Origin of the sequence: Microbacterium zouquanmingi, from assembly GCF_052266675.1 — a bacterium.
Classification (GTDB): domain Bacteria; phylum Actinomycetota; class Actinomycetes; order Actinomycetales; family Microbacteriaceae; genus Microbacterium.
Window position 1 is genome coordinate 408,365 of record NZ_JBQPRA010000003.1, and the last position, 25,707, is coordinate 434,071.

A 25,707-nucleotide genomic window follows, 5' to 3' on the forward strand; every position below is an offset into this window, starting at 1 on the left:
CAATTCTAGGGCGCGAGTTGGTGACTGCCTTCCGATCGCCTACCCTCATCCCATGGCTTGGGGTGTGACACGGCGGCACGGTCGTGCGATGGTGCTGACGGCGGTGCTGGCCGTGGCCGTCTCTGCGGCAGTTCTGGGCGTCTGGCGTCCATGGGTTCCTGCGACCGTCGACGCGCCGATTCTTGCCTCCAGCGAGGTCGTCACCGTGGCTCCGACACCGATCGTGCTGCCGGAGCACCCGCAGGTTCTTGTGTTCGGAGACTCGTGGACCTACGGCGCAGCCGCAAGCGACCCGACACTCGGGTACGCCTATGTGCTCGCCGATCTGTTGAACGGTCAGACCGTCGTCGATGGTGTTCGGGGAAGCGGGTACCTCAAGCCCGGTATCGATGGCCCTGACTTCGGCGAGCGCATCGCTGCTCTCGACCCATCTCTCGCGCCCGATCTCGTGATCATCCAAGGGTCCATCAACGACCGCCGCGAGGGCGCTGCGGGATACCGCGAGGCAGTGAATGCCGCATGGGATGCTCTGACCGCGACATACCCGGATGCATCGATTGTGGTATTCGGCCCCGCGCCCCACGAGCTTCCGGTCGGCGCAGGAACCGCGCGAATCGATGAAGATCTCGCCGCGCTCGCAGGTGCACGCGGCTGGTGGTACGTCTCGCCGATCCAGCAGAGCTGGATCACCGCGCTGAACTACCTCGACGTGATCGACGTCGACCTCGGGAACAGGCATCCGTCGACCGAGGGCCATCGCTACCTGGCGGAGAAGGTCGCCGCCGCGATTGCCGAGATGGAAGCAGCCCCTGTCACCGAAGCCGGCGGCGCGGAGCCTGAAACCGCTCACTGAGCGGAATCTGCCACCAGTACGCTCAGCGCATCTGCATCCAGGATGGTGATGCGACCCTGCTGCCCCTGCGCGATCACCGCCGCATCGCTGAGTGCCCGCAGCTGACGGCTGAGCGACTCCGGCGTGGTGTCGAGCAGCGAGGCGATGTCCTTTTTCGCCAGCGGCAGCACGACTTCGGTCCCGCGCCCCGCACTGTGGTGAGAGGGAAGGGTGAGCAGATAGTTCGCCAACCGGGAGCTCACATCTCCCGAGATCACCGCGGCCAGACGCGCCTCGGCCTCGCCCAGTCGCTTGCTCACGCCCTGCAGCATCCGCAAGCCGATGCTCGCGTGCTTCTCCACGAGTCGTCCGAGATCAGCATGGTCGAACACGCACAGCTGCGCGTCTTCCAGCGCGCTGGCGGAATGATCCGGGCGGATGCCGGTGAGGAAAGCCGCCTCGCCGATGAAGTCGCCTGGCCCGAGCACACGGATGATCTGCTCGTACCCGTCAGCGCTCGTGCGGGAGATCTTCACGCGTCCGGTGTGCACGACCATCAGCTGCGAGACGTCGCCGCCTGCGGAATAGACCTGCTGTGCACGATCGATGCGTGTCGGGCGCGCGACGCCGGCGACCTCCAGCTGCTGCCCGGAGGTCAGCCCCTGGAACAGCGGCACCCGACTCACGCACAGGTCCTCTGCGGCCTCCGACACTGACACTCCTATCGCTGCTCCACCCGATCGTCATCCAGTATGGCAATGGATCGCTCGCTCTTGGGCAGCGCCTGAGCTCCGTAAGCGTTACGGAGCAGCCGCATCGCGTTGACGATGACGACGAGCACGGAACCCTCGTGCACGAGCATCCCGAGTGCGATGGTCACACCACCGGCGAAGACGCCGATGAGCAGAAGCACGACGGTGATCAGAGCGATGGCGATGTTCTGCCGCATCACGTTCACGGTGCGCCTCGCCAGCCGAATCGCCTCGGGGAGCTTCAGCAGGTTGTCGCCCATGAGGGCGATGTCGGCCGTCTCCACCGCCACCGCAGAGCCGGCAGCACCCATGGCGACACCGATATCGGCCGTAGCGAGAGCCGGTGCGTCGTTGACGCCATCGCCGACCATCGCCACCGTGTGTCCGGCTCGCTGCAGCTTCGCGACGGCATCCAGTTTGCCTTCTGGCAGCAGTGAGGCGTGCACTTCGTCGATGCCGGTCACCTGCGCGACGGCATCCGCCACGAGTCGGGTGTCGCCGGTGAGCATGACGACCTTCTTCACCCCGCTGGCGTGCAGGCGCCTGACCATCTCGGATGCATCCGCGCGGATCGCGTCGGCAACTGCGACCACACCGATGACAGCGTCATCGAGGGCGACGATCATCGGCGTCCTGCCTGCTGCTGCCAGCTCATCGGCAGCCGTCTCGGAGCGCGCCGCGATGTCGACGATGCCGTACTCGGCGAGCAGCGCGGCGTTGCCGATCAGCACCTGTCTGCCGTCGACATCGGAGACAATTCCCTTGCCGATGACCGGGGTGACAGACCCGGGGATGCCGGTCGGGGCGACCCCCTCGGCACGCGCCGTATCGAGGATCGGGCGCGCGAGCGGATGCTCTGAGCCCGCCTCTGCGGCCGCCGCCCACCGAAGCACGTCGGCGCGTGTCAGCGCGGGATCGAGCACCACGATGTCGGTCAGCTGCGGACGGCCCTCGGTGAGAGTGCCGGTCTTGTCGAGAGCGACGGCCGAGATCTTCGCAGAGGTCTCCAGGTACTCCCCACCCTTGATGAGGATTCCATTGCGCGCCGAGCGTCCGATGCCCGCGACGATCGCGACGGGGATCGAGATCACCAGCGCACCGGGGCATCCGATGACCAGCAGCGTGAGCGCCAGCACGACGTCGCCCGTGAGGAGTCCAGCGGCGAGCGCGAGCACCATCACGGCGGGCGTGTACCAGGTCGAGAACCGGTCGATGAACGCCTGTGTCTTCGCTTTCGCGTCCTGCGCCTCTTCCACGCGGTGGATGATGCGGGCCAGGGTCGTGTCCGCGCCGATCCCGGTCGCGCGCACCTGCAGGAATCCGCCGCGCGAGACTGTGCCCGCATAGACCTGGTCGCCGGTCATCTTCTCGACGGGCATGGATTCACCGGTGATCGACGCCTCGTCGATCGCACCCGTGCCAGTGATCACCTCTCCGTCGACGGGGGCCTTCGCTCCGTTCTTGACGAGCACGGTCTCCCCCATCCGCACTTGGGCGGCGGGGATCTCCACCTGATCTCCGTCGCGCAGCACCACGGCGCGGACAGGGGCGACCGCGACCAGTGCCGCAAGAGCCGCACGGGTCTTGTTCATCGTGCCGGCTTCAAGTGCGTGCCCCACCGCGAAGAGGAAGGTGACGGCCGCGGCTTCCCAGAAGTTGCCGATGATGATCGCGCCAATTGCGGCGATCGACACCAGCAGATCGATGCTGATGAACTTCACGCGCAGCGCGCGCACCGCCTTGATGAGGATTCCGTGACCGGCAGCGATCGCGGCGGCGATCATCAATGCGTTTGCGAGCGTGAACACGTCGCCTGAACCGTGCGCGTGCTCCCCTGCGTGGGCCCACCACCGCGGGGTGAGTGCGAGGTTCGCTCCGCCGCCTGCGAGCTTCTCAACACCGAACGAGAGCAGGATGAGGACTCCGGAGACCACCGGGATGAACCAGTTGCTGTGCCGCCAGGCACGAAACGCGTTCACGACCGCCGCCTTTCTTCTTTTCCGCTGTCTTGCTGTGTGAGTTTGTGAGTCGTGCGTCAGAAGGCCGACGCACTTGACTTGTAACCGGCCTTGTCGACAGCGGTGATCAGGTCTTCCACCGAGGCCTTCGCCGCGTCGTGGTCGATCTCGACGCGTCCGGAGGCAAAGTGCACCTTCACGTTCTCGACGCCGTCCACCCGCCCCACCTGCTTCTCGATCTTCGCCACGCATGAGGGGCAGGAGAAGCCTTCCGCTCGAAGAAGCGTGTGCGTGGCCTGTGGCATGGTGTTCATGACAACCTCTTTCTGATGGCGAGTTCTCTATCTGACCAGGTATTTTCCTGTCGTCCGATATCGACGGTACCGATGCGCTGAGAGGTTGTCCTTGACCCAGGTCAAGAGGGGCGGAAACGACGAATCCCCGCCCAGATCTGGGCGGGGATATGTGCGTCGGAGAGATTTCTCGCGTGTGCCCCCGACAGGAGTTGAACCTGCGACCTACGGTACCGGAAACCGGCGCTCTATCCACTGAGCTACGGAGGCGTACCGATCGACAATATCACTGACCGGATGCTGATCAGACATCCTGCTCGTGCCAGTTGACGCCAGCGGTTGCATGCTCCCTTCTAGGATCGTCGGATGGACGACGTCGACCTCGCTGAGCGCTTCATCGCCTGCAGGCCGGCTTCGTGCGCTGATCCCCGAAGATGAACACATGACCTCGCCCGAGCTGCACGACTGGCCGCCGACCGATCACAGCCATCGCCGCTCTGAAGTTTCGGCAACGCTCGGCCGCGGCGAGGAGATATGGGAGCGCGCCAGTCACGACGTACTTCGTTGGAAGGTCAAAACCGCGAGCGGCTTCACCGTCGATCCTCAAGGCCCCGTGGTTGAAGGAGATCTCGTTCAGGTCACCGCCCGCGTGTTCGGGCTGACCGTCGTGGAGCCTGTGGAGGTCATGGCGGTCGTTCGACAGCCCGATCGCGTCGGCTTTTCATATCGAACGCTCCCCGGCCACCCGGTCAGCGGCGAAGAGGCCTTCATCGTGCACAGGAACGGCGATGAGGTGCGTCTGACCGTGCGCTCGCTCACCCGCCCCGCACCGCAGCAACCGTGGCGCATGATGTATCCGCTCCTGAGGGTCGCGCAGTTGGTCGCCCGTGGCAGATATCTGCGGGCGCTGAAGTAGCGCGAGCCATCACGTACTCTGAACCACGTGGCCTATCGACGCACAGATTCGACAGATTTCGATCTGCGTCGGCGCCTCCCTGGCTGGGCATCGAGGCTGCTCGGGATCGCGGGATCCGCACAGTTCACCGCGATCTATCCCGATCACGAGCGCGTTGCGAAGATCAGGGACGCGGTCACCCACGCTCTCGGGCACTCCCCCTACGAAGAACAGATTCTCGCGGCATCCGCATTGCGTGCCGGCCGTGCGGTCGAAATGGACACCGGCGAGGGCAAGACACTCGCCGGTGCGATCGCGGCTGCGATGTTCGCGCTCGAAGGGCGTCACGTGCACGTTCTGACCGTCAACGACTACCTGGCACAGCGGGACGCCGAATGGATGCGTCCAGTATTCGATGTCCTCGGGCTGAAGGTGGCATGGCTCGGGCAGTCTTCGACCACCGATGAACGCCGCCTCTCCTACCTCGCAGATGTCATTTATGCACCGTTCTCGGAGCTCGGCTACGACGTCCTCCGAGACCGGCAGGTTGAAGCTCTCGCCGACCGGGTCGCACCACGGTTCGACGTGGGAATCGTCGATGAGGCAGACGCTGTGATGATCGACGAGGGCATGACGCCGCTGGTCCTCGCAGGCGCTGACGATACCGCGGGTGAGTCCTTCGTCGAAGCCACCGCTCTCATCGCGGCGCTCCAATCCGGCGTCCACTTCGTCGCTGACGCTGATCGCACGACAGTTTCACTCACCGACGCAGGTATCGACGTCGTTGAGGAGCGCGCCGGTGGAGTGAACCTCTTCGAGGGTGAACACGCCGACCTCCTCACTCGAGTGAATCTCGCGTTGCATGCGCGCGAACTCGTCCACCGTGACGTGGACTACCTGGTCGCAGATGACCGCATCCGCCTCATCAACTCCGCCCGCGGACGAGTGGCGCAATTGCAGCGCTGGCCTGATGGTCTGCACGCCGCGGTGGAAGCGAAGGAACACCTTCAGATCACGCCGCCAGGGATCGTCCTCGATCAGATCACTGTGCAGGATCTTGTGCTGCGGTACCGCGATCTCGCGGGGATGAGTGGCACCGTCCTTCCCGTCGCAGATGAACTGCAGGAGTTCTACTCGCTCGAGTCGGGCCGCATCGAGCCGCACAGTCCGTGCATCCGCGAGGACCTTGCCGTGCGAGTTCTCGCCTCCGCTGCCGAGAAGACCACTGCCATAGTCGACGAGATTCTCCGCCGTCATGCCACCGGCCAACCGGTTCTTGTCGGCACCCAGAGCGTGTCCGAGTCAGAAGCACTGGCTGAACGCCTGCCGGAGCTACTCGATGCGCGCGTATTGAATGCACGCAATGACGCCCATGAGGCGACCATCATCGCGCGTGCTGGCGAGTATGGTGCGGTGACGATCTCCACTCAGATGTCCGGCCGAGGAACCGATATCCGACTCGGCGGTGTCGACGGGCAGGACCGCGAGCGTGTCGTTCAGTCAGGTGGTCTTTGCGTCATTGCCACGGCGCTCTACCCATCGGCGCGGTTGGACTTGCAGTTGCGCGGACGCGCAGGCCGTCAAGGAGACCCAGGCGCTTCGATGACTTTCGCCGCGCTCGACGACGACCTCGTGCAGGCGAATGCGACGGACACGGCCGCACGCCGAATCGTGCGAGGAGTGTCGGATGCGAGGGCCAGGACACGAATCCTCCGGGAGTCGCAAGCCATCGCCGAGTCCGTGCGGCTGGACCGGCATCGAGGCACGTGGCAATACACGCGAGCGCTTTCACCGCAGCGCGAAAAGGTGCTGCGCGTACGGGAAGACGCGATCGCCGACCCCGACCGCACGCGCCGACTCGTCACGCTCTACTCGCTCGACGACCACTGGCAGCGCCACCTCGCGCTGCTCAGCGAGATTCGTGACGGCATCCACCTGCGCCGACTCGCCGGACAGAACCCGGTCGACGAGTTCCACCGCATCGCTTTGAGAGAATTCGACGGATTCTTCGACAGGGTCGACAGCACGATCAGCGATCTCCTGCACATGGTCGAAGATGGCGCAGACCCGCTCGGGGAGCTCGGCCTTCGGCGCCCCTCGGCGACATGGACGTACATGCTGCGTGACGATCCGATCGGCGATGCGATCGGACGCGCCGCAAGTGAAATCCGTCGTCGAGTTCGGTCCTCCTTGTCTGGATCGCACTTTGCGTCAGAATGAGCCCGCGAGAACGACAGTTTTTGCGGCCCAGACGAGGTAGGCAGCGCGTGAGAGGTGGGGTATGTGGCCCGCGACGCGTAATGGAGATCCAAACGACGGTGCGCCACGCTCTACGATGGAAGCGAAGACCCCGGCATCCACCCCCGAGCACGAACGAGGTTCGAGACTTGCAGTACATCTCCACACGCGGCGGCACGCTCGGACAGTTCAGTGATGTCCTTCTCGAAGGTCTCGCGCCCAACGGCGGACTCGCCGTTCCCGAGACGCTCCCCCAGCTCTCATCCGATGACCTCGAGCGCATGCGCGTGCTGACGTACCCGCAGCTCGCCGCAGAAATCATCGGACTGTTCGCCACCGACATCCCTCGTGCCGACCTCGCACGCCTCACCGAGGGCGCATACGGCGACGGCAAGTTCGCGGCGGAAGAGATCGTTCCGCTGACGGATGTCGACGGCATGACCCTCGTTGGTCTCTCTGAAGGACCAACGCTCGCCTTCAAGGACATGGCGATGCAGTTCCTCGGCGGGGCACTCGAATACGTGCTCGAGAAGAGCGACCGCGTCCTCAACGTGCTCGGCGCCACCTCCGGCGACACCGGATCCGCCGCCGAGCACGCGCTCCGCGGCCTTGACCGAGTCTCAGTCTTCATGCTCTCCCCGCAGGGCCGCATGAGCGCATTCCAGCGCGCGCAGATGTACTCGCTGCAGGACGAGAACGTGCACAACATCGCGGTCGAGGGCGTCTTCGACGACTGCCAGAACCTCGTCAAGCGACTGAACACCGACCTGGACTTCAAGCGCGCCCACAGCCTCGGCGCCGTCAACTCCATCAACTTCGGCCGCATCTCCGCGCAGATCGTCTATTACGTCTGGGCCTGGTTGCGCACGACGGATGCCGTCGCCGAGAGCGACCGCGCAGCCTATGCGGTGTCGTTCGCAGTGCCCTCTGGCAACTTCGGCAACATCCTCTCCGGGCACTACGCACGCACCATGGGCGTCCCGATCCGCGAGCTCGTCCTCGCCACCAACGAGAACAACGTCCTCGACGAGTTCTTCCGCACCGGCCACTACCGTCCGCGCAGTTCGGCCGACACGCTGGCGACGTCGAGCCCGTCGATGGATGTCTCCCGCGCCTCCAACCTCGAGCGCTTCGTCTTCGACCTGCTGGGGCGCGACCCCGAGCGCACTGCTTCAGCGTGGCACGAACTCGAGGAGCGCGATGAGATCGACCTCTCCGCCGAGCTCGAGCGCTTCTCTGCGGAGTTCGGAATTGTCAGCGGCAACAGCACGCATACGGATCGACTCGCCACGATCCGCGACGTCCACGCCACAACTGGTGTCACGATCGACCCGCACACTGCGGACGGCGTCAAGGTCGCGCGCGAGCACCTGAGCGACGGCATCCCGATGCTCGTGCTCGAGACCGCCAAGCCCGCCAAATTCGCAGAGCTCATCGAGGAAGCACTCGGCGAGACGGTCGAGCCCGACGCCGACACCCGAAGGCTGCTCGACGCGCCGCAGCGCGTGACGAACATGCCGGATGATGAGCCGCAGCTGCGCGCCTTCATCTCCGAGCACGCTCTGAGCTGAGTCCGTCCATGGCCGCGAAGATCGACTTTAAGAAGACGATCTTCGCCTACCGAGCGCGAAAAGGGCGCTTCGACGTCATCGACGTTCCCGCATTGAACTATCTGATGATCGACGGACACGGTGATCCGAACACGTCACCGGAGTTCACGAGTGCTATCGAGGCCCTGTACCCCCTCGCATACTCGCTGAAGTTCATGAGCAAGCGCGTCATCGACCGCGACTACGTCGTGATGCCCCTTGAGGGCCTGTGGTGGGCCGACGAGCACTCCGCTTTCACCTCGGCACGCGACAAGTCACTATGGCACTGGAGCCTGATGATCATGCAGCCGGACTGGATCGACCCCGAGATGTTCGCGGATGCTGTCATCACCGCGTCAGCGAAGAATCAGGGCTCTCGGTTCCACGATGTGCGCTTCGAATCGTTCGCGGAGGGCCGGTGTGTGCAGACGCTGCACGTCGGAGCATTCGATGACGAGGCCCCGGTGCTCGCGCGTATGCACGACGAGTTCATCCCACAGCACGCACTGGCGATGACCGGCAAGCACCACGAGATCTACTTCAGCGACCCGCGCAAAGGCGTCCCTGCGAAGCGCCGGACGATCCTGCGGCAGCCAGTCGAGCAGGTCAGCTGAGAGACACCGACAGCGCGAGCGCGATGATCGCGAGCCCCGACAGCATGGAGAGAGTCTGGCACGTCAGAAGATCACGACGTAGCGCTGAAGCGCATCGAAGAGCACGCTCGAGAGCCCCGTGGAATCCTGAATGCTCTCGCGTTCGCGCACGGCAGCCGCGGTGATGTCAGTGATGATCCCGTCGGCGTCATCGCGCATCAGCTCGCGGACGCGTTGCTCCTCATTGACCGTCCACACCATCGCGCCGAGGCCGGCCTGGTGCGCGGCATCGTTCATCTCAGGCGTGAATGACCACTCCTCGATGACGAGGAAGTCGGCCGCTGTGTCGGGAACGCCGATTCCAGCGAGAGCCATCGTGAGCCCCACCGTCAGGTCCGGGCGCAGTCGCTTGAGCTCTTCCACGCTGTCTTTGTCGAGCGAGTGGTAGATGTTGTTCTCGAGCACGCCCAGATCTTCGAGTTCGTCGACCAGGCGTGGCACGAGATCCGGGCTCTCCCCGCCGTGCAGTTTGATCTCGATGAGCAGCGGTTGTTCGATGTCGTGCGCGACCGTCACATATTCCTCGAGTGAGGGGATCCGATCGCTGTTCCCCTGCGAATCGTGCACGGTCATCGCGACCAATTCGTCGAGGGTGAGATCACCCACCTTGCCGGCCTCTCCGGTGAGACGGGTGAGCTCGGCGTCGTGCATCACGACGAACCTGCGGTCCGCCGTCTCCATGACATCCATCTCGACGAAGTCGGCATCGGCATCACGCGCGGCCTTCAGCGACGCGATCGTGTTCTCCACCGCGTCTGCAGTATCTCCGCGGTGCGCGAGCACGAGGGTGCTGGGCTCACGGGAGAGCGCATTCATCACGGGAATGTTCACGGCGCTCAGACCGATCACAAGCACGGCGATGCAGAGCGCAGGCACCCAGGAGAGGCGATGACGCCGCTCTGCCGTGGGAGCGACCATCGTGCTGCCTGGCTGCGTCGCGAGGACGACGAGAACCGTGACGATCATGACCGCGCCGATTCCCACCGTGATCATCGCACCCACCTGCGCCACAGCGAGCATCACTGCCGCCACGATCGGCGCAGCATCCGGCAGGAACGCATCGGCGAGCGCGACGGGCCCCAACCCGATCCCGATCAGCGCGCCACCCACGATCGCACCGGCGACGAACACGGTGAAGATCACCAGCACGAGCACGATACGGTGGCCGCGGACGAGGCGCCAGCTGCTTCGCAGCGCGCCCCCTCCGCTCGCTCCGGTCGTGGCGAACAGCGGTACCGCGAGCGCGAGCTGGATGTTGAGAAATGCGAGCACGAGGAGGAACGCAAGGTAGGCGAGCAGCCCACCGGTGGTCTTCATGAGCTCGCCGGTGATGAACGAGGGGATGGTGATCGCCTGCGACAGCACGGACATGAATCCGATGCCGCCGAGGGGAAGCAGCAGGAAGAGGTACGGCAGCAGAGGCAGAGCACTCGGGCGCAGCAGCTTCTTGCCCAGGATCCCGAGCTCGCCGAGGGTCTCGCGAGCGAACAGTCGCTCCCCCGCCTGCACTCGCCTGATGGTGACGACCAGCATCAGGTACTGGAACGACAGCACGATGAACGCGATCACGACGACCGCGATCAGCAACCCGATCGACAGCGGCGTGGTGATCAGTCGCGGGAGCGTGGATGTATCAACGCCGGCGAGCCCCGCCGCACGCAGCGCCTCGGCGAAGAGCCAGCGCAAGAGCGGGGTCGCGATCAGTGCGATCATGCCCTGACCGATCAGATACACCGCTGCAAGGCGCCATCCGCCCTGCCTGATCACCCGCCAGGCTGCGCCGATCAGCGCCGCGTACTCCTGGCGGAATCCCCCGCGACCCCTGCTCATCCCGCTGCTGATCCCGCGCGCACCTTGCGGTACGGGTGGTCCTGCACCCGGGCGGATGCCTCGTCTACGAGCTGCTTGTAGGTCTTCGACTTGCGTGCGCCGGAGATGAGGTGCTTGGTCGTGCGCGCGGCCTTCCGGAGATTCATCGGGCGTCCCTCGATGCCGTAGAGCAGCCTTGCCCAGTCCGGCAGCAGGTGCAGCACGCCGTCCTGCACGATCACGACGGTCCACACCTTGAACGGGTTGCCGCGCAGAACAGGCTTGCGCAGCCCCCGCGTCACCTCGGCGGCCTCTACCCCGAGCGACAGCCAGTGGGTCTGCGCGTCGATGTACTCCTGCAGCTCGGCCGCGTTCGAGGGCAGCAGCGATTCGTCCTCGATGCCGATGAGCCTTGCGGCGACGTGCTGCTCGACGATGAATTGGTCGGCTTCTTCTGCGCTGATCTCGACGCCGAACTCCTGTGACGCGCGCAGCAGCGCGAACACGAACGTGTTGTGCGTCCACGCGAGCCACTCCGGCTTGTCGGCGCGGAGCTCCTCGCCGGTGGCAGGGTCGGTCCAGGTGGCGTGCACGTGCATCCGTCGCACCGATGCGGATGCGGCATCCGCATGCGCACGATCGCCGAAGATTACGGTTTCGAAGTACCGACCGGTGCGCTCATCTCTGCCCGCCGCATCGCCGTGCGACTGCGTCGCGTTGTAGAACACGCGCATCATGTACGGGTTGAGCGCCTGCAGCAGAAGTGCGGCCATCCCTCCGAGCTTCGACGCCGGGTCCGCGAACACGCGCCGAGAGATGCTGTCTGGCGCGAAGTAACCGTCGTGTTCTGCCTGCGGCGCTGCCGCCGTAACGTCTTCGTGAATGCTCATGCGATGTTCCTGTCTCTATATTGAGTGCAAAGTTGGACTCAGTTTAGCCAATCTCACACAAGGAAGACCGGCAGCAGTCCGGGATTATGCGCGTGCACGAGCACGGCGAAGACAACGGCGTCGAACAGCAGGTGCACCGTGACGACGTACGCGAGCGAATGCGTCTTGAGGAATATGTAGCCCTGCAGGAGCGCGAACGGAATCGTCAGCAGGGGTCCCCACTCGCGATAGCCGAGCTCCCACAGGAACGACACGAACACGACCATCTGCAGCACGTTCGCAACCGCGTCAGGAAAATGACGACGCAGCAGTGCGAAGACCGTGCAGATGAAGAAGAGCTCATCCCAGATACCGACTGCACCGACACCGACGAACAGTCGTGCGATGAGTTCGGGGGTGTCGACGACAGGCCAGTTCAGGTAGACGCCACTGGTGATGAAGTAGAACGGCAGGATCAGCCAGCCGAGCACGAGAACGGCGATCAACCAGGTCCACTGCAGGCGCCCCCAGCGTTTCCCCGTGCGCCACGGAAAACTGATCGCCCTGTCTCGGAAGACGAAGCGCGAGATCACATAGGGCACGACGACGGCTCCGCCGAGGGCCAGCGTGAAGCGCAGCATCGCGAGGTTGTCGAGTTCGGCGGCGAGCGGGATCACACTGACGATCAGCATCCCGATCGCGATCAGCGACAGGTCGCGTGTAAGTGATGGCGCGGATGCTGTGACCGCTCGACGCTCGATGACCCAGGCGCCGCCGACGCCGAGTGCGAGAAGAATCCAGCCGAGCCAGGCCTGCTCCGCCACGAAGAACGCGGGAGCGGCGAGACACACGAGTGCCGCGGGCAGGATCCTCGGCGCCCAGGCCGCTGCGCTGTGCGTCACTCGCGAGTCTTTCGCCGGTACACGAGGTCACGGATCTCGCGCCCCTTTCCGATGCCCTTGCGTTCGAACGCTGTCATCACACGTCCACCGAAGCGCTCAGCCCACTCCCCCTCGAAGGCGCGCTCGAACAGCGGCTCCTCATCGAGGACCTCGCGCATCTGGAGGGCGTAGTCCTCCCAGTCCGTTGCGAGTCGCAGCAGTCCGCCGTCGGTCAGTACGCGGGCTGCGGCGTCTCCGAACCCGGGCCGGATCAGGCGCCGCTTCGTATGACGCTTCTTGTGCCACGGGTCGGAGAAGAAGATCCAGACCTCGGAGGCCGACCCCTCGGGCAGGTAGGTGGACAGCACCTCTGGCGCATTCGCCTCGATCAGACGCAGATTGCGCACACCCGCCTTGTCGGCGTCGAGCATGGTGCGTGCGAGACCCGCACGGAACACCTCGACGGCGAGGAAGTCAACATCAAGGCGGGCGGATGCCGCCGAAACGATGGCGTGCCCCTGCCCTGATCCGATCTCCACGATCAGCGGCGCGTCACGCCCGTATTCGGATGCCGGATCCATCCGAGCATCCGGGTGCACACTGGTCGACGCGACATCCCTCGGGATGTCCAGCAGGTAGTGCGGGGCGAGGTCGGCGAATGCGCGCTCCTGCGCCTCTGACATCCGTCCGCTCCGGCGTACGAAGGAGACCGGTTCATCGCGGAAAGTGCGGGGTTCAGGCATGCCTCCCAGCGTATCCTTGCCGGCGCGGATCCGACGGCCGCTGCGGTGCTACACGGCGGAAGGCTCGGTCACGAAGTCGATGAGCTCCTCGACGCGGCCGAGCAGCGCAGGCTCCAGGTCGCGGTAGGTGTGCACCTTGCTGAGGATGTGCTGCCAGGCGCGGCCGGTGTCGCCCTGTTCTGCGTGCGGCCAGCCGAACGCCCGGCAGATGCCCGTCTTCCAATCGATGCCGCGCGGGATCTCCGGCCAACGCTGAATCCCCAGACTCTGCGGCTTCACGCACTGCCAGACATCGATGAACGGGTGTCCGACGATCTTCAAGTGCCTGCCGTGCGGGCCGCGCAGAATCGCGTCGGCGATGCGGGTCTCCTTCGACCCGGGGACGAGGTGATCGACGAGCACGCCATAGCGGCGCTTCGCGTTGGGAGGCTCAGCCGCCAGAAGCTCGTCGAGCTTGTCGACGCCCTCGAGGAACTCGACGACGACGCCCTCCGCGCGCAGGTCGGCACCCCAGACCTTCTCCACGAGCTCGGCGTCATGCTTGCCCTCGACGAGAATCCGGCTGGGCAGCGCGACACGCGCGCGCTGATCCGCGACGACGAAGGATCCGGATGCTGTGCGCCGCGTGCCCTGCTTCGCCGCGGCCGGCGGGATCAGCCGCACCGGCTCGCCATCGATCATGAAGCCACCGCCGAGGGGGAAGACACGCTTGCGCCCCTTGTAATCCTCGAGTTCGACATTGCTGCCCTGTACCCGGGTCACCGCGCCGCAGAAGCCATCGACTGCGACTTCGACGACGAGATCCTGAACGGCGGCGACGTCGTGCACCTTCTTCGCACCACGATCCCGCCATCCCGATGCCAGCACGTCGGAGCCATACCTGTCGTCCATGCCTTCCAGGGTATGCGTGAACACATTTCTTCCCTCACCCGACACAGACTCTTTCCCGCCAGTCGCTATCGTCTGTCAGCGGGAGTGAATAGACTCGATTCTCCAGGGGCTCACGCCCTCGCGGAAGGAGCACAATGCGGACTCGGTTCACAGTCATGCTCGGATTGATCGCGGCGGCGTTCGCGTCGACGTTGACGGCGTCCGGTGCCATGGCGACCGCCCCAGTGGCACTGGACTCGGGGTTCGTGACCGATGACGCGGGAGTGCTGTCGTCGTCTGAGAAAGATGCGGTGAATTCGCGCCTCTCCGACCTTGCCTCAGCTGAGGGCGGTGACCTCTACGTCGTGTTCGTCGATGAGTTCACCGGTCCATCCGACAGCGTCGCCTGGACCGATCAGACGGCGATCGACAACGGACTCGGCGTCGATCAGTACCTCATCGCCGTGGCCATCGACGCCGGACAGTACGCGATATCTGCCGACCAGAACGGTCCGCTCGATGACAGCGAGATCGACCGCGTCACACAGGCGATGGAGAACGGACTTCGCGCCGGAGACTGGAGCGGAGCTGCGATTGCCGCAGCCGATGCGTTCCCGGGACAGAGCGGAGGCGGCGATACCGCCAGCGGATTGACGTGGGTGCTCGTCGCCGCGGCCGTCATCGCCGTGATTGTTCTGATCGTCGTGCTCGTCTCGCGGTCGCGCAGAAAGAAGCAGACCGCGCCGGTCACCGTCCCCGATCCCAACGACCCCTATGCGTCGGTCAGCGACGAAGATCTCGAGCAGCAGGCAGGGAGCGCGCTCGTCCATGCAGATGACGCGATCACCTCGAGCCGACAGGAGGTCGGCTTCGCGGTGGCTCAGTACGGCGACGACTCGACCGATGTTTTCACGAAAGTCGTCGAGGCGGCCCAGGTCAAGGTCGCCGAAGCATTCTCGATCAAGCAGAAGATCGACGATGAGATCCCCGACACCGCACAGCAGCGGCGCGCATGGCACATCGAGATCATCCAGCTGTGCGATGAGGCCGACGATCTCCTCAACGAGAACATCGAGGCGTTCGAAGAACTGCGCAAGCTCGAAACCGAGGCTCCGCAGGCGCTGGAGCGCCTCAAAGCACGACGCGCCACGGCAGAGCAGGCATTGAATGCCGCCGCCCCAACGCTCACCACGCTCGGTCAGATCTATGACCCCGCTGCCCTGGCAACTGTCAGCGACAATCCTGCCCAGGCGCAGCACAGCCTGTCGCTCGCAGATGCCGCGCTCGAAGAGGCCGTCACAGCCATCGCCGAAGGCAAGAACGGCGAAGCCGCATTCGACATCCGCACCGCCGAAGATGCTGTCGAACGCACCGAGGAGCTCATCGACGGCGTCGAGAACCTCGGCGCGGGCCTTCGTGCCGTCGAAGAGCAGATCCGCACGACGATCACCGATCTCGAGGCCGATATCGCCGCGGCAGGAGCCATGGCAGACGCCCAGGGGCAGCTCGCTCCGATCATCGCGAGGACGCGATCGAACATCGACGCGGCGCAGGCAGATCTGCAGGGCACCGCGCGCAACCCGCAGCAGGCTCTCGACATGCTCACCACCGCCAACGTCGAGATCGACGCAGCGCTCGGACGCGTGCGAGAAGCGAGCGAGCAGGCGCAGCACGTCCGTCGCGTACTCGCACAGCGCCTCACACAGGCACAAGCGCAGATCAACACGGCGAACGACTTCATCACCACTCGGCGAGGTGCGATCGGGGCGACAGCTCGCACTCGCCTCGCCGAAGCGAACGCAGCCTATTCCGAAGCACTCGCCGCACAGGCGGGCGACCCCATCCTGGCCACAGAACGCGCGACCCGTGCATACAGCCTCGCCTCCGAGGCGACCTCGCTGGCCCGCAATGAGGTCGATGCGTTCAACACCGGCGGATGGTCGGGGGGCTGGTCAAGCAGCTATAGCAGCGGTGGCAGCAGCGACCTGGGCGGAGCCATTCTCGGCGGCATCCTCGGCGGCCTCTTCAGCGGTGGCGGAGGCGGTGGCGGAGGCGGCAGCTGGAGTTCTGGTGGCGGCTGGCGTTCCGGCGGCTCGAGCCGCAGCAGCAGCCGCAGCAGCAGGCCTTCCAGCTTCGGAGGCGGCTCCTCCCGTAGCAGCTCCCGCAGCGGTGGTCGATCCCGAGGGGGTCGGTTCTAGCATCCGCTCGTTCTTCTCACGCTCACGAAAAACACGAACTCACACGACTCCGTTCCAATCGAAAGGAAACACCATGGCCAAGCAGTCCATCTTCGGTCGAATCTCGACGCTGATGAAGGCGAACATCAACTCCCTCATCGACCAGGCGGAAGATCCGCAGAAGATGATCGATCAGCTCGTCCGCGACTACACCAACAACGTCGCTGACGCAGAGGCTGCCATCGCGGAGACCATCGGCAACCTGCGCCTGCTCGAGCGCGACCACGAGGAAGACATCCAGGCGGCCAAGGACTGGGGCAACAAGGCGATCGCCGCGAGCCGCAAGGCTGATGAGCTTCGCGCCGCCGGCAGCACCCCCGACGCGGACAAGTTCGACAACCTCGCCAAGATCGCGCTGCAGCGTCAGATCAGCGAGGAGCGCGAGGCGGGCGCCGCCGAGCCCACGATCGCCGCGCAGACGGAGGTCGTCGACAAGCTCAAGGCCGGCCTGAACGGCATGAAAGAGAAGCTGGGCGAGCTCAAGGCGAAGCGCAGCGAGCTCCTCGCCCGCGCGAAGGTCGCCGAGGCCCAGACCAAGGTCCAGGACGCCGTGTCCTCGATCAACGTCCTGGACCCGACGAGCGAGCTCGGCCGCTTCGAGGACAAGGTCCGCCGCCAGGAAGCCCTGGCGCAGGGCAAGATCGAACTCGCCGCGTCCAGCCTCGATGCACAGTTCGAGAGCCTCGATGATCTCGGTGAGCTGACTGAGGTCGAGGCGCGTCTGGCAGAACTGAAGGCCGGCGGCTCCTCGCGGGCACAGCTCGAGTCCTGAAACACCGGATGCCCCGGGCCGCTGGCCCGGGGCATCCGCCCTCACGCTTTGGAGATCCTCGTGGCTCGCTTCCTGGTTGTTCCGCAATGGCAGGGTTCGCCGTCGGCGCGTGCGATGCTGCTCGTCGACGGTGCATCAGCAATCTCAGGGGATCTCCCACGCAGTGCCACCACGATGCTCGATATCCCGCTGGAAGCCGGCGAATCGCTCGGTACCGGTGTGCATCGATTGAGCTCTCTGCAGCGCATCCGGTCGATGATCGCCGAGAGTTTCCAGGACGGCACCATCGTGATCGGTGGCGACTGCAGCGTGACAGTCGCAGCCCTCGACACCCTGGAGCGCGACGATCTCGCACTGGTGTGGTGCGATGCCCACCCCGATCTGCATACGGATCAGACTTCGACTTCTGGCGCGTTCTCCGGAATGGCATTGCGTGCTGTGCTGGGCGAAGGAGAAACTCAGCTCGCGCTCTCCCCCGGGCTCCCCGCCGATCGCGTCGTACTCGTCGGCGCGCGTGTGATCGATGACGCGGAGCAGGAGCCTCTCGGCCGAATGAATCAGCTGAGTGTCACCGACCTCGAGAATCCGGATGCTCTCGCCGCCGCCGTCGCGGCAACCGGCGCCGCACGGGTCTGGGTACACATCGATGTCGATGTGCTCGACCCCACGGAGATCGCCGGAGTCTCCTCCGCAGCACCCTTCGGTGCGAGTGCCGCGGCTCTGGCATCATCCATTCGGGCGCTGCGTGAACGCGTGCCGCTCGCGGGTGCGACGATCGCAGGTTTTGCCCCGCGCACTCCCCTCGACGCGATCGAAGATCTTGGCGCGATTCTGCGCCTGGTGGGGGCCGTGGCATGACTGCGCGTACGCAGACGCCTGACTGGCGACCGGCTGCGGAGGCCGCACTCGCGCGCGGTCGCCGACTGGATCGACGCATTCCGTCGTTCCTGCTGCGCTCCCCGATCAGCCGAATCGGTTACGCCTGGGGCACGGCTGTCGGCTGGGTCTGGGGATCCCTGTGGAGCACGGGGCCGATCGAGCGCCGTAACGGACTGTGGATCTTCCGCGGGATGCCGAAATGGACGTTCAAGCGCGGCGGCGTCTGCGTCGGCGGATGCTACCTGACGGGAAAGTCATCGCCTACAGACGCGGTGCTCCGACATGAAGCCGTGCACAAGGCGCAGTGGCTGCGCTACGGCTTCCTGATGCCGGTGCTCTACCTGTTCGCAGGTCACGACCCGCTGCGAAATCGTTTCGAGATCGAGGCAGGGCTCGAAGACGGCAACTACGTCAATGCGCGGTCGGGAGTAAGCCGAAGCGCTCGGGTGCGCTGATCGTCGACACCGGGACCTCGAGCGTCGAGGTGAGGTGCTCGACGATGTCAGCTGTGCCGAGGTAACCACCCAGCAGAGTGATGTGCGTGGGGTGCTCTTCATCGCACAGCATCTCGTCTGCCCAGGCGCACGTCGCGCGAGTCAGCGCCGCGCCGGGTGCGCACGCGCGACCCGTACCCGGTGCTCCCGTGCGCGAAGAGCGTGCGAGCCAGGTGACAGTCATACGAGCGGGTGCCTCGATCACACCGATGTCGCATGCATCAGGGACCTCGATGAACACACGACCGGAAGCACACAGCGGAAGCGTCGCCAAGAACGTCTCGAGTTCAAGCAGTGAGTTCTCATCTGCCGTGACCAGGTGGTGCGCACGCAGACGCGCTGCCCGACGCTGGGCTCGGCCGCTGCGGATCTCGGTGGACGTCGTCATGATGCCACTATCGTAACACCGATGAAGGGTTGCCTTACCTTGCTCGACTCTCAGTGTTCGAGCAGGGCCGACCGGAGTCCGGCGAGTTCATCATCGGCGAGCCCGTTCGCCAGCAGATAGTCAGAGGCCGATCCCCATCGCGCATCGACCTCGTCGAGGACGCCCTGCATGACCTCTGCGGGCGACAGCGTGGCGAGGGCGATGGCGTTCTCGGAATGCGGGTGGTGCTGCTGCAGATACGAGATGATGCGGCGGTTTCGCTGCTCGGGAAGTTGCGACGCAGTGAGCGCGTAGTCGGCGATCACTTCGTCTCGATGCGCCTCGACCGCCGAGAGCGCCAGGGCGACAGTCACACCGGTCCGGTCCTTTCCGACTGTGCAGTGCACCAGGGTCCGCTCACCGCGAGCGATCACACGGACGGCCTCTGCGAGGCGTTCCCCGCTTTCCTCGAGAAGGTGGCGGTACATCTCTTCGAGGCCCATGTCGTCGTCGAAGAACGACGCGACAGACCCCAGAAAGAGAGGGAGATGAGTCGTAGCAATCGACGTCACTGCAGACGGGGCGTCGGCGAGTTCCTGGCCATCGCGCAGGTCGACGATGCGATCCACTCGTCGCTCGAGTTCGGTGACACCGGCCTCAGTCGCACCGACAAGACTTCCCGACCTCAGCAGCATCCCTTCGCGCACCCGACCGCGTGCGCCGGGCATTCCACCCACATCACGCGCGTTGAAGACCCCATCGACCGCGAATACTGTCACTTCGTCGCCTGCTCGCCGCGCGGCACGACGGGGTAGCGTCCGGCGATCACGATTCGGTTGAACGCGTTGATCGAGACGCACGCCCAACTCAACGCGGCATACTCCTTCTCGGTGAACACGCTGCCGACCCGGTTGTACACGTCATCGGACACGCCCTCGTCAGAGATGAAAGTGAAGGCCTCAGCGAGCTCCAGCGCCGCACGCTCACGCTCCGAGAACACACCACTCTCGCGCCAGGTCGCGATCTGCGTGATCGTATCGATGTCGATGCCCGCGCTGACTGCACGATCAAGGTGCACGCGAGTGCAGTACGCGCAGCCGTTCAGCTGCGAGCAGTGGATCATCACAAGCTCTTTGAGGCGGTCATCGATGCCGTTCGTCCTGCAGATCTCGCCGACGGTTCGGGAGAACTCATCCAGCGCCTTGTAGGCGGCAGGTTCCGTCTTCGACAAGTGCACTCGCGTCTCGCTCATGCACCTCAGCTTAGGCTCAGCCCCAGATATTAGCGTTGCCTGCAATGTCTGGATCTCCGCGGATAGTGAGTATCGACGGCGTGCGCGGGGTGGCCTCACTGGTCGTCGTCGTCTATCACTGCAGCCTCATCGCGATGCCGCACCTGGACGGCACACTCGCGGCATGGCTCACGCAGAGCCCCGGCAAACTCGCGTTCGCCGGCACGGAGGCCGTTCTGGTGTTCTTCGTCCTCTCGGGCTTCGTGGTCACTCTTCCGGTGCTGCGCGTCGGCTTCTCCTGGTCGCGCTACTACCCCACACGCGTACTTCGGCTCTACCTTCCCGTCTGGGCGTCACTCGTCCTTGCGACGGTGCTGATCGCTCTGGTTCCCCGCGATCAGTCGACAATGCCCGAGGGCTCATGGATGCGCGATGCGCAGGCGGCGACCGTGACGTGGAGCTCTTTCCTTGATGAAGCCTCACTGGTCCCGGCGTCTTACGACATCAACAATGTGCTGTGGTCACTGCGCTGGGAGCTGATCTTCTCACTCGCGCTTCCGCTCTTCGTCGCTCTTGCCGTCGCGGTGCGCCGGCAGGCGATGGCCGCGGGCGTTGTCGCCTGTGCATTGACCGTCGCCGGTCGCATCGTCGAGATGGACGCGCTCGTCTACCTGCCGGTTTTCATGATCGGAGCACTCATGGCAGTCCGTCTGGATGATCTGCGGGTCTGGATGCGACGACCTCGCGGCGCGCTCTTCTGGCCCGGAGCGACGATCATCGCGCTGATGCTTCTCATCGCCAGCTGGCTCGCGCGGCCAATCGCTGACGCGGGAAGCATCGCGAGCCGAGCGCTCTGGGGATTCGCCGGCGTTGGAGCCGTGATCATCATCATCGCAGCCATCGGATGGCCACGATTGAGTGGTCTGCTCGAGCGTCGCACAGCGCAGTGGCTCGGTCGGGTCTCCTACAGCCTCTACCTCGTGCATGTTCCGCTGCTTTCAACCCTTGTGTACTTTTGGGGCGCAGACAGCTGGCCGTGGGCGATCGCGGTGGGCTTTCCGGCGAGCCTTGTCCTGGCGGGTCTGTTCTATCGCTTCATCGAGTCACCCGCGCACCGCATGTCGCGATTCATCGGCGCCGCGATATCGCAACGCGTGCGATCACGCCTCGCCTAAGGATGCATAGCCACCGGTCACACGCCGGACCCGCCGCTTCATGCGTCCGGCGAAATGACGTGACCGTGCGAGCACCGACTCGGCGTCGGATACCGCGTGCTTCCGCTCCCACGCCTTCTCCATCTCCCGCGCCCAGGCCCGCGTCACGGCCTTGTCGTCGAATCGCTCAGATGTGGCGATCGCCCGCTTACGCATGGCTTCGACGGCGGGTGCCGGCATCTGCTGCAAGTCGACGATTCGGCGCGTCAAAGCGTCGATATCTCCTGCAGCCACCAGAAAGCCATTCCTGCCGTCGACGATGAGATCCGATGGACCGTAGGGGATGTCGTAGGCGATCGGGATGCACCCTGCGGCCATTCCTTCGACGAGCGCGAGCGGCAGCCCTTCGGCGGTCGATGTCAGCAGCATGAAATCGGCTGCTGCGAAACGCGACCGTGCTGCGGCATCGTGTCCATGTAAGTGCACGCGTTCTGCGACGCCCAGAGATCGGATCGTCTTCTCCAGAAGCGGCCTGCGCTCCCCCTCCCCGTAGATGTCGATGCTCACCTCGACAGTCGCGGATGCACGCGCGACAGCCTTGATCGCGTGTGAGACGCGCTTGCGCTTGATCAGAGACGACAACATGAGCCCGCTGCCGCGCAGGTGCGACCGATCGCCTCCGCGCGAGGCCTGCGCACCGTCGAAGCCGTTGGGAATCACGGCGAGATTCTGCTGCGAGCCCAGGTCGGCGATCAGATCGCCGCGCTGCCGCGTGGTCAGCGCCACGACGGAGTCGAAATCCGACAGATGCTCGAGAACACTGCGACGCGACGCGCTGAGAGATGAACCGTCAGCCGTGCGGTGCGAGCCGTGCAGAACATGCATGGTCACGACATTCGAGCGCCGGTATGTCCGCGCGAACCGCGCGGCGGTTTTCGAATCCACGATCATGAACGTCTCCTCGCGCTCCAGGATCTGATCGAGCCAATAACGGTAGACACCCCACACGCTCCCCCAGCTGCGCCGCGGTGTGCCGTCTCGGTCATACAGCACGACACGTCGAGTGCCCGCGGCCTCGTCGCGACGATCCGTGACCAAGATGCTGCCGTCCGCGCGGAATCGATCTGCGGCGATGACGCTGCCGGCCGAGAGTCGTTCACGGATCAGGACGACCCCGTCCCGTCGATGCTCGACAACGTCGCCTGCGGCAGCGAGGAGTTCATGCCCGGGCTCGGGCTGATTCTGGCCCCCTCTCGCCTCGTGCTCGCGCAGCCAGTCCCAAATGTTGACGAGTCGCATGCCATCGATGAGTTCACCTGCTGTGCGCAGCTCTCGCACGACATCTGCGTAATCGAGCCGGTCGTCCAGCGTCAGGATGTCGACAGGGCGTCCTCCCAGGCGGACAATGGCTCGAGAGCGGTGCAACAACGCACCAGTCATTCCGCCGAACGAATCCGGGATGCTCCACGTCAGCGCAACCTGACGGCCCGGACGGAAGCGCGGGGTGAGGATAGAAGGCCGCATGGCGACGACGGTAACAAGTACTGCTGTGAGCTCTTCACATCCACTCAAACCCATATTGCCCGCATGTGTCGCATCATACTGAGCAATATGCGGAGCGTGAGCGCGAGACGGGTGGTTGTTTTGCTCCCGGGTTTCACGCAAGCCCTCATTACGGAGCAGAATATGGGCGTGCCAACCACCGCCAGCGAGTTCCAGTATCTTCCGTTACAGGCTCAGACGCTCGGTGTACCTGTTCCACAGGTCGAGCGCCTCACTCTCACGCTTCCCGACGGTCGCGTCCTCAGCGCCCTCCGGTTTGGAGAAGGACCGCCAGTCACCACGCTGCTCCACGGCGCCGGCCTGAACGCGCATACCTGGGACACGATGGTGCTCGACCTGCAGGTGCCGACCCTGGCAATCGATCTCGCGGGGCACGGTGATTCATCGTGGCGCGATGACGCGGCCTATGCCGCCCGCACGCTCGCGGGCGATGTCGCATTCGCCCTGGCCGAGTGGGCGACCGCACCGCAGGTGCTCGTCGGACAGTCGCTCGGCGGCCTCACCGCCGCGGCGGTCGCAGCATCCCGCCCGCAGCTCGTCAGCGACGTGATCATCGTGGACATCACTCCCGGCATCGACACCTCCGGCGGCCCCTCGGCACTGCGTGCGTTCTACGAGGGCCCCACGGATTTCGCTGCTCGAGACGAGCTCGTCGACCGCGCCATGTCGCTCGGGTTCGGCGGCACGCGCGCAGAGACGGAACGAGGCGTCTTCCTGAACACCAGAGTCCGAGACGATGGCCGTGTGGAGTGGAAGCATCATTTTGCACACCTCGCTGCCACCGCGCTCGCAGCCCCGACGCCGGAGGCCGCGAACGCGGTGCTCGATGTGAGCGGCTGGGACGACCTCACCGCGATCACCGTTCCCCTGACGCTGGTTCGCGCGGCCCGCGGCTTCGTCAGCGAAGCGGATGCTGAAGAATTCCAAAGCCGCCTTCCCTGTGCTGCCGTGGTCACCATCGACGCCACGCACAATGTGCAGGAGACCGCGCCGCGCGAGCTCGCCGCGCTCATCCGCACCACGATCGACACAACGCCCTGACACTGCACTTTCCTGCAGCACCCACCCCGTCCCGAGAGGACATCGTAAAGACATGTTCCGACGCACCAGACGCCTTGCCGTCATCTCCGCGCTTGCCGTCGCAGCCGTGGTCCTCAGTGCCTGCGCGGGAGCCTCGCCCGAGCCGGTCAAGACTTCTGACAGCAAACCTGACCCTGACGCCAGCCTGACCGTCGGGCTCGTCCTCGAGCCGACCAACCTCGACATCCGCCACACCAGCGGAGCTGCGCTCGAGCAGATCCTCGTCGACAACATCTACGAGGGGCTCGTCACCCGCGCGCAGGACAACACGATCGAACCGCGACTGGCCTCCGACTACGAGGTCTCCGACGACGGACTCGTCTACACGTTCACCATCGACGAGGGCGTCACCTTCCACAATGGCACTGCGATGACCTCAGCCGACGTCGTCGCCTCCCTCGAAGCGGTCCGCACGGACGAGTCCCTCCAGGGCAACGCAGAGTTCGCGAACGTCGCATCAATCGCAGCTCCAGATGCCAGCACCGTCGTGATCACGCTCAACGAGCCGAACCAGAACTTCCTGTTCGCTCTCACCGGTCCTGCCGGTCTCGTCTTCCAGGCCGGCGACACCACCGACCTGCAGACCGCGGAGAACGGCACCGGCCCCTTCACGCTGCAGAACTGGAGCAAGGGCAGCACCATCACCTTCGACCGCTACGACGAGTACTGGGGCGAGCCCGCAGGAATCGCCGAGGTGGTCTTCGAGTACATCCCCGATTTCACGGCTGGCGTCAACGCAGCGCTCGATGGCAGCCTCGACGTCCTCACCGCCGTCGACCCCAATCTCGCCCCTCAGCTCGAGGACTCCGGCGAGTTCGTGATGACGAAGGGCCGTACGACAGACAAGGCCACGCTCGCCTTCAACAACGCGAAGGCGCCGCTGAACGACGTTCGCGTGCGCGAGGCGCTGCGTCTGGGCATCGACCACGAAGCCCTGATCGAGGCCGTCGGTGCAGGCCAACCGCTGTACGGCCCCATCCCCGAGCTCGACCCCGGTTATGAAGACCTCTCGGATCTCGTTCCGTACGACCCGAAGAAGGCCAAGGAGCTGCTCGCCGAGGCAGGTCAGGAGGATCTCGAACTGACCCTCACGATCCCTGCGTTCTATGGAACGACCGTGCCGCAGGTACTGGTCTCTGAATTCGCGAAGATCGGTGTGACGCTCGAGGTCGACTCGGTGGAGTTCCCCACCTGGCTCGAGGACGTCTACACGAACAAGGACTACGAGCTCAGCTTCGTGCTTCATGTGGAGCCTCGCGACTTCGGGAACTTCGCCAACCCCGACTATTACTTCGGCTATGACAATCCCGAAGTGCAAAAGCTCTACGCCGAGGCACTCGCTGAAACCGACCCGGACGAGAGCGCCAAGATCCTCGCGAAGGCCGCGCGCCTGGTCTCTGAGGATCACGCCGCCGACTGGCTGTACACCGGCGAGACGATCACTGCGCTTCGCCCGACCGTGTCCGGTTTTCCAGAGGACTCGATCAACTCGCGCATCAACCTCGCCGGCGTCACCGTCGCCGCGGACTGACGCCGACCGAGTAACCC

Annotated in this window: 24 protein-coding genes and 1 tRNA gene; 12 read left to right on the forward strand and 13 right to left on the reverse strand. The window is 64.9% G+C overall.

The window, feature by feature from the left end:
* Positions 1 to 52 precede the first annotated feature (52 nt).
* Positions 53 to 853, forward strand: coding sequence for an SGNH/GDSL hydrolase family protein (locus ACTU6V_RS09430; RefSeq protein ID WP_443468013.1), 801 nt, complete (start codon positions 53 to 55; stop codon positions 851 to 853).
* On the opposite strand, the gene ACTU6V_RS09435 is transcribed toward ACTU6V_RS09430, so the two are convergent.
* The 4 genes from ACTU6V_RS09435 to ACTU6V_RS09450 form a co-directional block, all read right to left on the reverse strand.
* Entirely contained in the window at positions 847 to 1,545 is a 699-nt protein-coding gene (locus ACTU6V_RS09435) for a Crp/Fnr family transcriptional regulator (RefSeq protein ID WP_443468012.1), read from the reverse strand. The genes ACTU6V_RS09430 and ACTU6V_RS09435 overlap by 7 nt on opposite strands.
* An 8-nt stretch (positions 1,546 to 1,553) precedes the next feature.
* Positions 1,554 to 3,563, reverse strand: a complete 2,010-nt coding sequence (locus tag ACTU6V_RS09440; protein WP_443475479.1) for a heavy metal translocating P-type ATPase — start codon at positions 3,561 to 3,563, stop codon at positions 1,554 to 1,556.
* A 56-nt stretch (positions 3,564 to 3,619) separates the two neighbouring features.
* On the reverse strand, positions 3,620 to 3,856 hold the full coding sequence (locus ACTU6V_RS09445) for a heavy-metal-associated domain-containing protein (protein WP_443468010.1): 237 nt from the start codon (positions 3,854 to 3,856) through the stop codon (positions 3,620 to 3,622).
* A gap of 176 nt (positions 3,857 to 4,032) precedes the next feature.
* A tRNA-Arg gene (locus ACTU6V_RS09450) sits at positions 4,033 to 4,105 on the reverse strand.
* A gap of 172 nt (positions 4,106 to 4,277) precedes the next feature.
* Here ACTU6V_RS09450 and ACTU6V_RS09455 point away from each other — a divergent pair.
* From ACTU6V_RS09455 to ACTU6V_RS09470, 4 genes are all read left to right on the forward strand, one after another.
* Positions 4,278 to 4,751 (forward strand): DUF1990 domain-containing protein, encoded by a 474-nt coding sequence (locus ACTU6V_RS09455; RefSeq protein ID WP_443468009.1) that lies wholly within the window; start codon positions 4,278 to 4,280, stop codon positions 4,749 to 4,751.
* Between the two features lie 27 nt (positions 4,752 to 4,778).
* The gene (locus ACTU6V_RS09460; protein WP_443475480.1) at positions 4,779 to 6,950 is read left to right on the forward strand and encodes a preprotein translocase subunit SecA; all 2,172 of its coding nucleotides are present in this window, start codon (positions 4,779 to 4,781) and stop codon (positions 6,948 to 6,950) included.
* 167 nt (positions 6,951 to 7,117) lie between these two features.
* On the forward strand, positions 7,118 to 8,539 hold the full coding sequence (gene thrC / locus ACTU6V_RS09465; RefSeq protein ID WP_443468007.1) for a threonine synthase: 1,422 nt from the start codon (positions 7,118 to 7,120) through the stop codon (positions 8,537 to 8,539).
* Positions 8,540 to 8,547: 8 nt separating this feature from the next.
* The gene (locus tag ACTU6V_RS09470; protein ID WP_443468006.1) at positions 8,548 to 9,171 is read left to right on the forward strand and encodes a GyrI-like domain-containing protein; all 624 of its coding nucleotides are present in this window, start codon (positions 8,548 to 8,550) and stop codon (positions 9,169 to 9,171) included.
* A 63-nt stretch (positions 9,172 to 9,234) separates the two neighbouring features.
* Here ACTU6V_RS09470 and ACTU6V_RS09475 read toward each other — a convergent pair whose 3' ends face one another.
* From ACTU6V_RS09475 to ACTU6V_RS09495, 5 genes are read right to left on the reverse strand one after another with little or no spacing between them, the layout of a single operon-like run.
* Entirely contained in the window at positions 9,235 to 11,040 is a 1,806-nt protein-coding gene (locus ACTU6V_RS09475; RefSeq protein WP_443468005.1) for a glycerophosphodiester phosphodiesterase, read from the reverse strand.
* A complete protein-coding gene (locus ACTU6V_RS09480; RefSeq protein WP_443468004.1) occupies positions 11,037 to 11,909 on the reverse strand; it encodes an oxygenase MpaB family protein in 873 nt (290 codons plus the stop codon). The genes ACTU6V_RS09475 and ACTU6V_RS09480 overlap by 4 nt, the downstream gene beginning before the upstream one ends.
* A gap of 53 nt (positions 11,910 to 11,962) precedes the next feature.
* A complete protein-coding gene (locus tag ACTU6V_RS09485) occupies positions 11,963 to 12,790 on the reverse strand; it encodes a CPBP family glutamic-type intramembrane protease (RefSeq protein ID WP_443468003.1) in 828 nt (275 codons plus the stop codon).
* Complete coding sequence (gene trmB, locus ACTU6V_RS09490) at positions 12,787 to 13,512, reverse strand: tRNA (guanosine(46)-N7)-methyltransferase TrmB (RefSeq protein WP_443468002.1); 726 nt, start codon at positions 13,510 to 13,512, stop codon at positions 12,787 to 12,789. Before trmB ends, ACTU6V_RS09485 begins: the two co-directional genes overlap by 4 nt.
* A 48-nt stretch (positions 13,513 to 13,560) precedes the next feature.
* A complete protein-coding gene (locus ACTU6V_RS09495) occupies positions 13,561 to 14,403 on the reverse strand; it encodes a DUF3097 domain-containing protein (RefSeq protein WP_443468001.1) in 843 nt (280 codons plus the stop codon).
* 134 nt (positions 14,404 to 14,537) lie between these two features.
* On the opposite strand from ACTU6V_RS09495, the gene ACTU6V_RS09500 reads away from it, so the two are divergent.
* From ACTU6V_RS09500 to ACTU6V_RS09515, 4 genes are all read left to right on the forward strand, one after another.
* Positions 14,538 to 16,580 carry a TPM domain-containing protein gene (locus tag ACTU6V_RS09500; protein ID WP_443475481.1) on the forward strand — a complete coding sequence of 681 codons (2,043 nt, stop codon included), beginning with the start codon at positions 14,538 to 14,540 and terminating at the stop codon, positions 16,578 to 16,580.
* 73 nt (positions 16,581 to 16,653) lie between these two features.
* Positions 16,654 to 17,391 carry a PspA/IM30 family protein gene (locus ACTU6V_RS09505; protein WP_443467999.1) on the forward strand — a complete coding sequence of 246 codons (738 nt, stop codon included), beginning with the start codon at positions 16,654 to 16,656 and terminating at the stop codon, positions 17,389 to 17,391.
* 60 nt (positions 17,392 to 17,451) lie between these two features.
* On the forward strand, positions 17,452 to 18,249 hold the full coding sequence (locus ACTU6V_RS09510) for an arginase family protein (RefSeq protein ID WP_443467998.1): 798 nt from the start codon (positions 17,452 to 17,454) through the stop codon (positions 18,247 to 18,249).
* A complete protein-coding gene (locus tag ACTU6V_RS09515; RefSeq protein ID WP_443467997.1) occupies positions 18,246 to 18,725 on the forward strand; it encodes a Fe-S oxidoreductase in 480 nt (159 codons plus the stop codon). The genes ACTU6V_RS09510 and ACTU6V_RS09515 overlap by 4 nt, the downstream gene beginning before the upstream one ends.
* Here ACTU6V_RS09515 and ACTU6V_RS09520 read toward each other — a convergent pair.
* The 3 genes from ACTU6V_RS09520 to ACTU6V_RS09530 are packed head-to-tail and all read right to left on the reverse strand — an operon-like array spanning position 18,682 to position 20,383.
* Complete coding sequence (locus ACTU6V_RS09520) at positions 18,682 to 19,152, reverse strand: SIP domain-containing protein (protein ID WP_443467996.1); 471 nt, start codon at positions 19,150 to 19,152, stop codon at positions 18,682 to 18,684. The two genes, ACTU6V_RS09515 and ACTU6V_RS09520, sit on opposite strands and share 44 nt — an antisense overlap.
* Positions 19,153 to 19,202: 50 nt before the next feature.
* Positions 19,203 to 19,910 carry a tyrosine-protein phosphatase gene (locus ACTU6V_RS09525; RefSeq protein WP_443467995.1) on the reverse strand — a complete coding sequence of 236 codons (708 nt, stop codon included), beginning with the start codon at positions 19,908 to 19,910 and terminating at the stop codon, positions 19,203 to 19,205.
* Positions 19,907 to 20,383: a carboxymuconolactone decarboxylase family protein gene (locus ACTU6V_RS09530; protein WP_443467994.1), complete on the reverse strand. Its 477-nt coding sequence runs from the start codon at positions 20,381 to 20,383 to the stop codon at positions 19,907 to 19,909. Before ACTU6V_RS09530 ends, ACTU6V_RS09525 begins: the two co-directional genes overlap by 4 nt.
* Positions 20,384 to 20,427: 44 nt before the next feature.
* Between ACTU6V_RS09530 and ACTU6V_RS09535 the strand changes: the two genes are divergently transcribed.
* Entirely contained in the window at positions 20,428 to 21,537 is a 1,110-nt protein-coding gene (locus tag ACTU6V_RS09535) for an acyltransferase family protein (RefSeq protein WP_443475482.1), read from the forward strand.
* On the opposite strand, the gene ACTU6V_RS09540 is transcribed toward ACTU6V_RS09535, so the two are convergent.
* Positions 21,523 to 23,040, reverse strand: coding sequence for a glycosyltransferase (locus ACTU6V_RS09540; RefSeq protein WP_443475483.1), 1,518 nt, complete (start codon positions 23,038 to 23,040; stop codon positions 21,523 to 21,525). The genes ACTU6V_RS09535 and ACTU6V_RS09540 overlap by 15 nt on opposite strands.
* 162 nt (positions 23,041 to 23,202) lie before the next feature.
* On the opposite strand from ACTU6V_RS09540, the gene ACTU6V_RS09545 reads away from it, so the two are divergent.
* Positions 23,203 to 24,120 (forward strand): alpha/beta fold hydrolase, encoded by a 918-nt coding sequence (locus ACTU6V_RS09545; RefSeq protein ID WP_443467991.1) that lies wholly within the window; start codon positions 23,203 to 23,205, stop codon positions 24,118 to 24,120.
* A 52-nt stretch (positions 24,121 to 24,172) separates the two neighbouring features.
* The gene (locus tag ACTU6V_RS09550) at positions 24,173 to 25,690 is read left to right on the forward strand and encodes an ABC transporter substrate-binding protein (RefSeq protein WP_443467990.1); all 1,518 of its coding nucleotides are present in this window, start codon (positions 24,173 to 24,175) and stop codon (positions 25,688 to 25,690) included.
* Positions 25,691 to 25,707: the final 17 nt, after the last annotated feature.

Bases quoted from the DNA above. Each gene is read 5' to 3' on its own strand.
- ACTU6V_RS09480 (WP_443468004.1), bottom strand. From the start codon at position 11,909: ATGAGCATTCACGAAGACGTTACGGCGGCAGCGCCGCAGGCAGAACAC.
- trmB (WP_443468002.1), bottom strand. From the start codon at position 13,512: ATGCCTGAACCCCGCACTTTCCGCGATGAACCGGTCTCCTTCGTACGC.
- ACTU6V_RS09545 (WP_443467991.1), top strand. From the start codon at position 23,203: ATGGGCGTGCCAACCACCGCCAGCGAGTTCCAGTATCTTCCGTTACAG.
- ACTU6V_RS09530 (WP_443467994.1), bottom strand. From the start codon at position 20,383: ATGAGCGAGACGCGAGTGCACTTGTCGAAGACGGAACCTGCCGCCTAC.
- ACTU6V_RS09535 (WP_443475482.1), top strand. From the start codon at position 20,428: ATGTCTGGATCTCCGCGGATAGTGAGTATCGACGGCGTGCGCGGGGTG.
- ACTU6V_RS09430 (WP_443468013.1), top strand. From the start codon at position 53: ATGGCTTGGGGTGTGACACGGCGGCACGGTCGTGCGATGGTGCTGACG.
- ACTU6V_RS09495 (WP_443468001.1), bottom strand. From the start codon at position 14,403: ATGGACGACAGGTATGGCTCCGACGTGCTGGCATCGGGATGGCGGGAT.
- ACTU6V_RS09515 (WP_443467997.1), top strand. From the start codon at position 18,246: ATGACTGCGCGTACGCAGACGCCTGACTGGCGACCGGCTGCGGAGGCC.
- ACTU6V_RS09475 (WP_443468005.1), bottom strand. From the start codon at position 11,040: ATGAGCAGGGGTCGCGGGGGATTCCGCCAGGAGTACGCGGCGCTGATC.
- ACTU6V_RS09455 (WP_443468009.1), top strand. From the start codon at position 4,278: ATGACCTCGCCCGAGCTGCACGACTGGCCGCCGACCGATCACAGCCAT.
- ACTU6V_RS09505 (WP_443467999.1), top strand. From the start codon at position 16,654: ATGGCCAAGCAGTCCATCTTCGGTCGAATCTCGACGCTGATGAAGGCG.
- ACTU6V_RS09520 (WP_443467996.1), bottom strand. From the start codon at position 19,152: ATGACGACGTCCACCGAGATCCGCAGCGGCCGAGCCCAGCGTCGGGCA.
- ACTU6V_RS09550 (WP_443467990.1), top strand. From the start codon at position 24,173: ATGTTCCGACGCACCAGACGCCTTGCCGTCATCTCCGCGCTTGCCGTC.
- ACTU6V_RS09540 (WP_443475483.1), bottom strand. From the start codon at position 23,040: ATGCGGCCTTCTATCCTCACCCCGCGCTTCCGTCCGGGCCGTCAGGTT.
- ACTU6V_RS09500 (WP_443475481.1), top strand. From the start codon at position 14,538: ATGCGGACTCGGTTCACAGTCATGCTCGGATTGATCGCGGCGGCGTTC.
- ACTU6V_RS09470 (WP_443468006.1), top strand. From the start codon at position 8,548: ATGGCCGCGAAGATCGACTTTAAGAAGACGATCTTCGCCTACCGAGCG.
- ACTU6V_RS09445 (WP_443468010.1), bottom strand. From the start codon at position 3,856: ATGAACACCATGCCACAGGCCACGCACACGCTTCTTCGAGCGGAAGGC.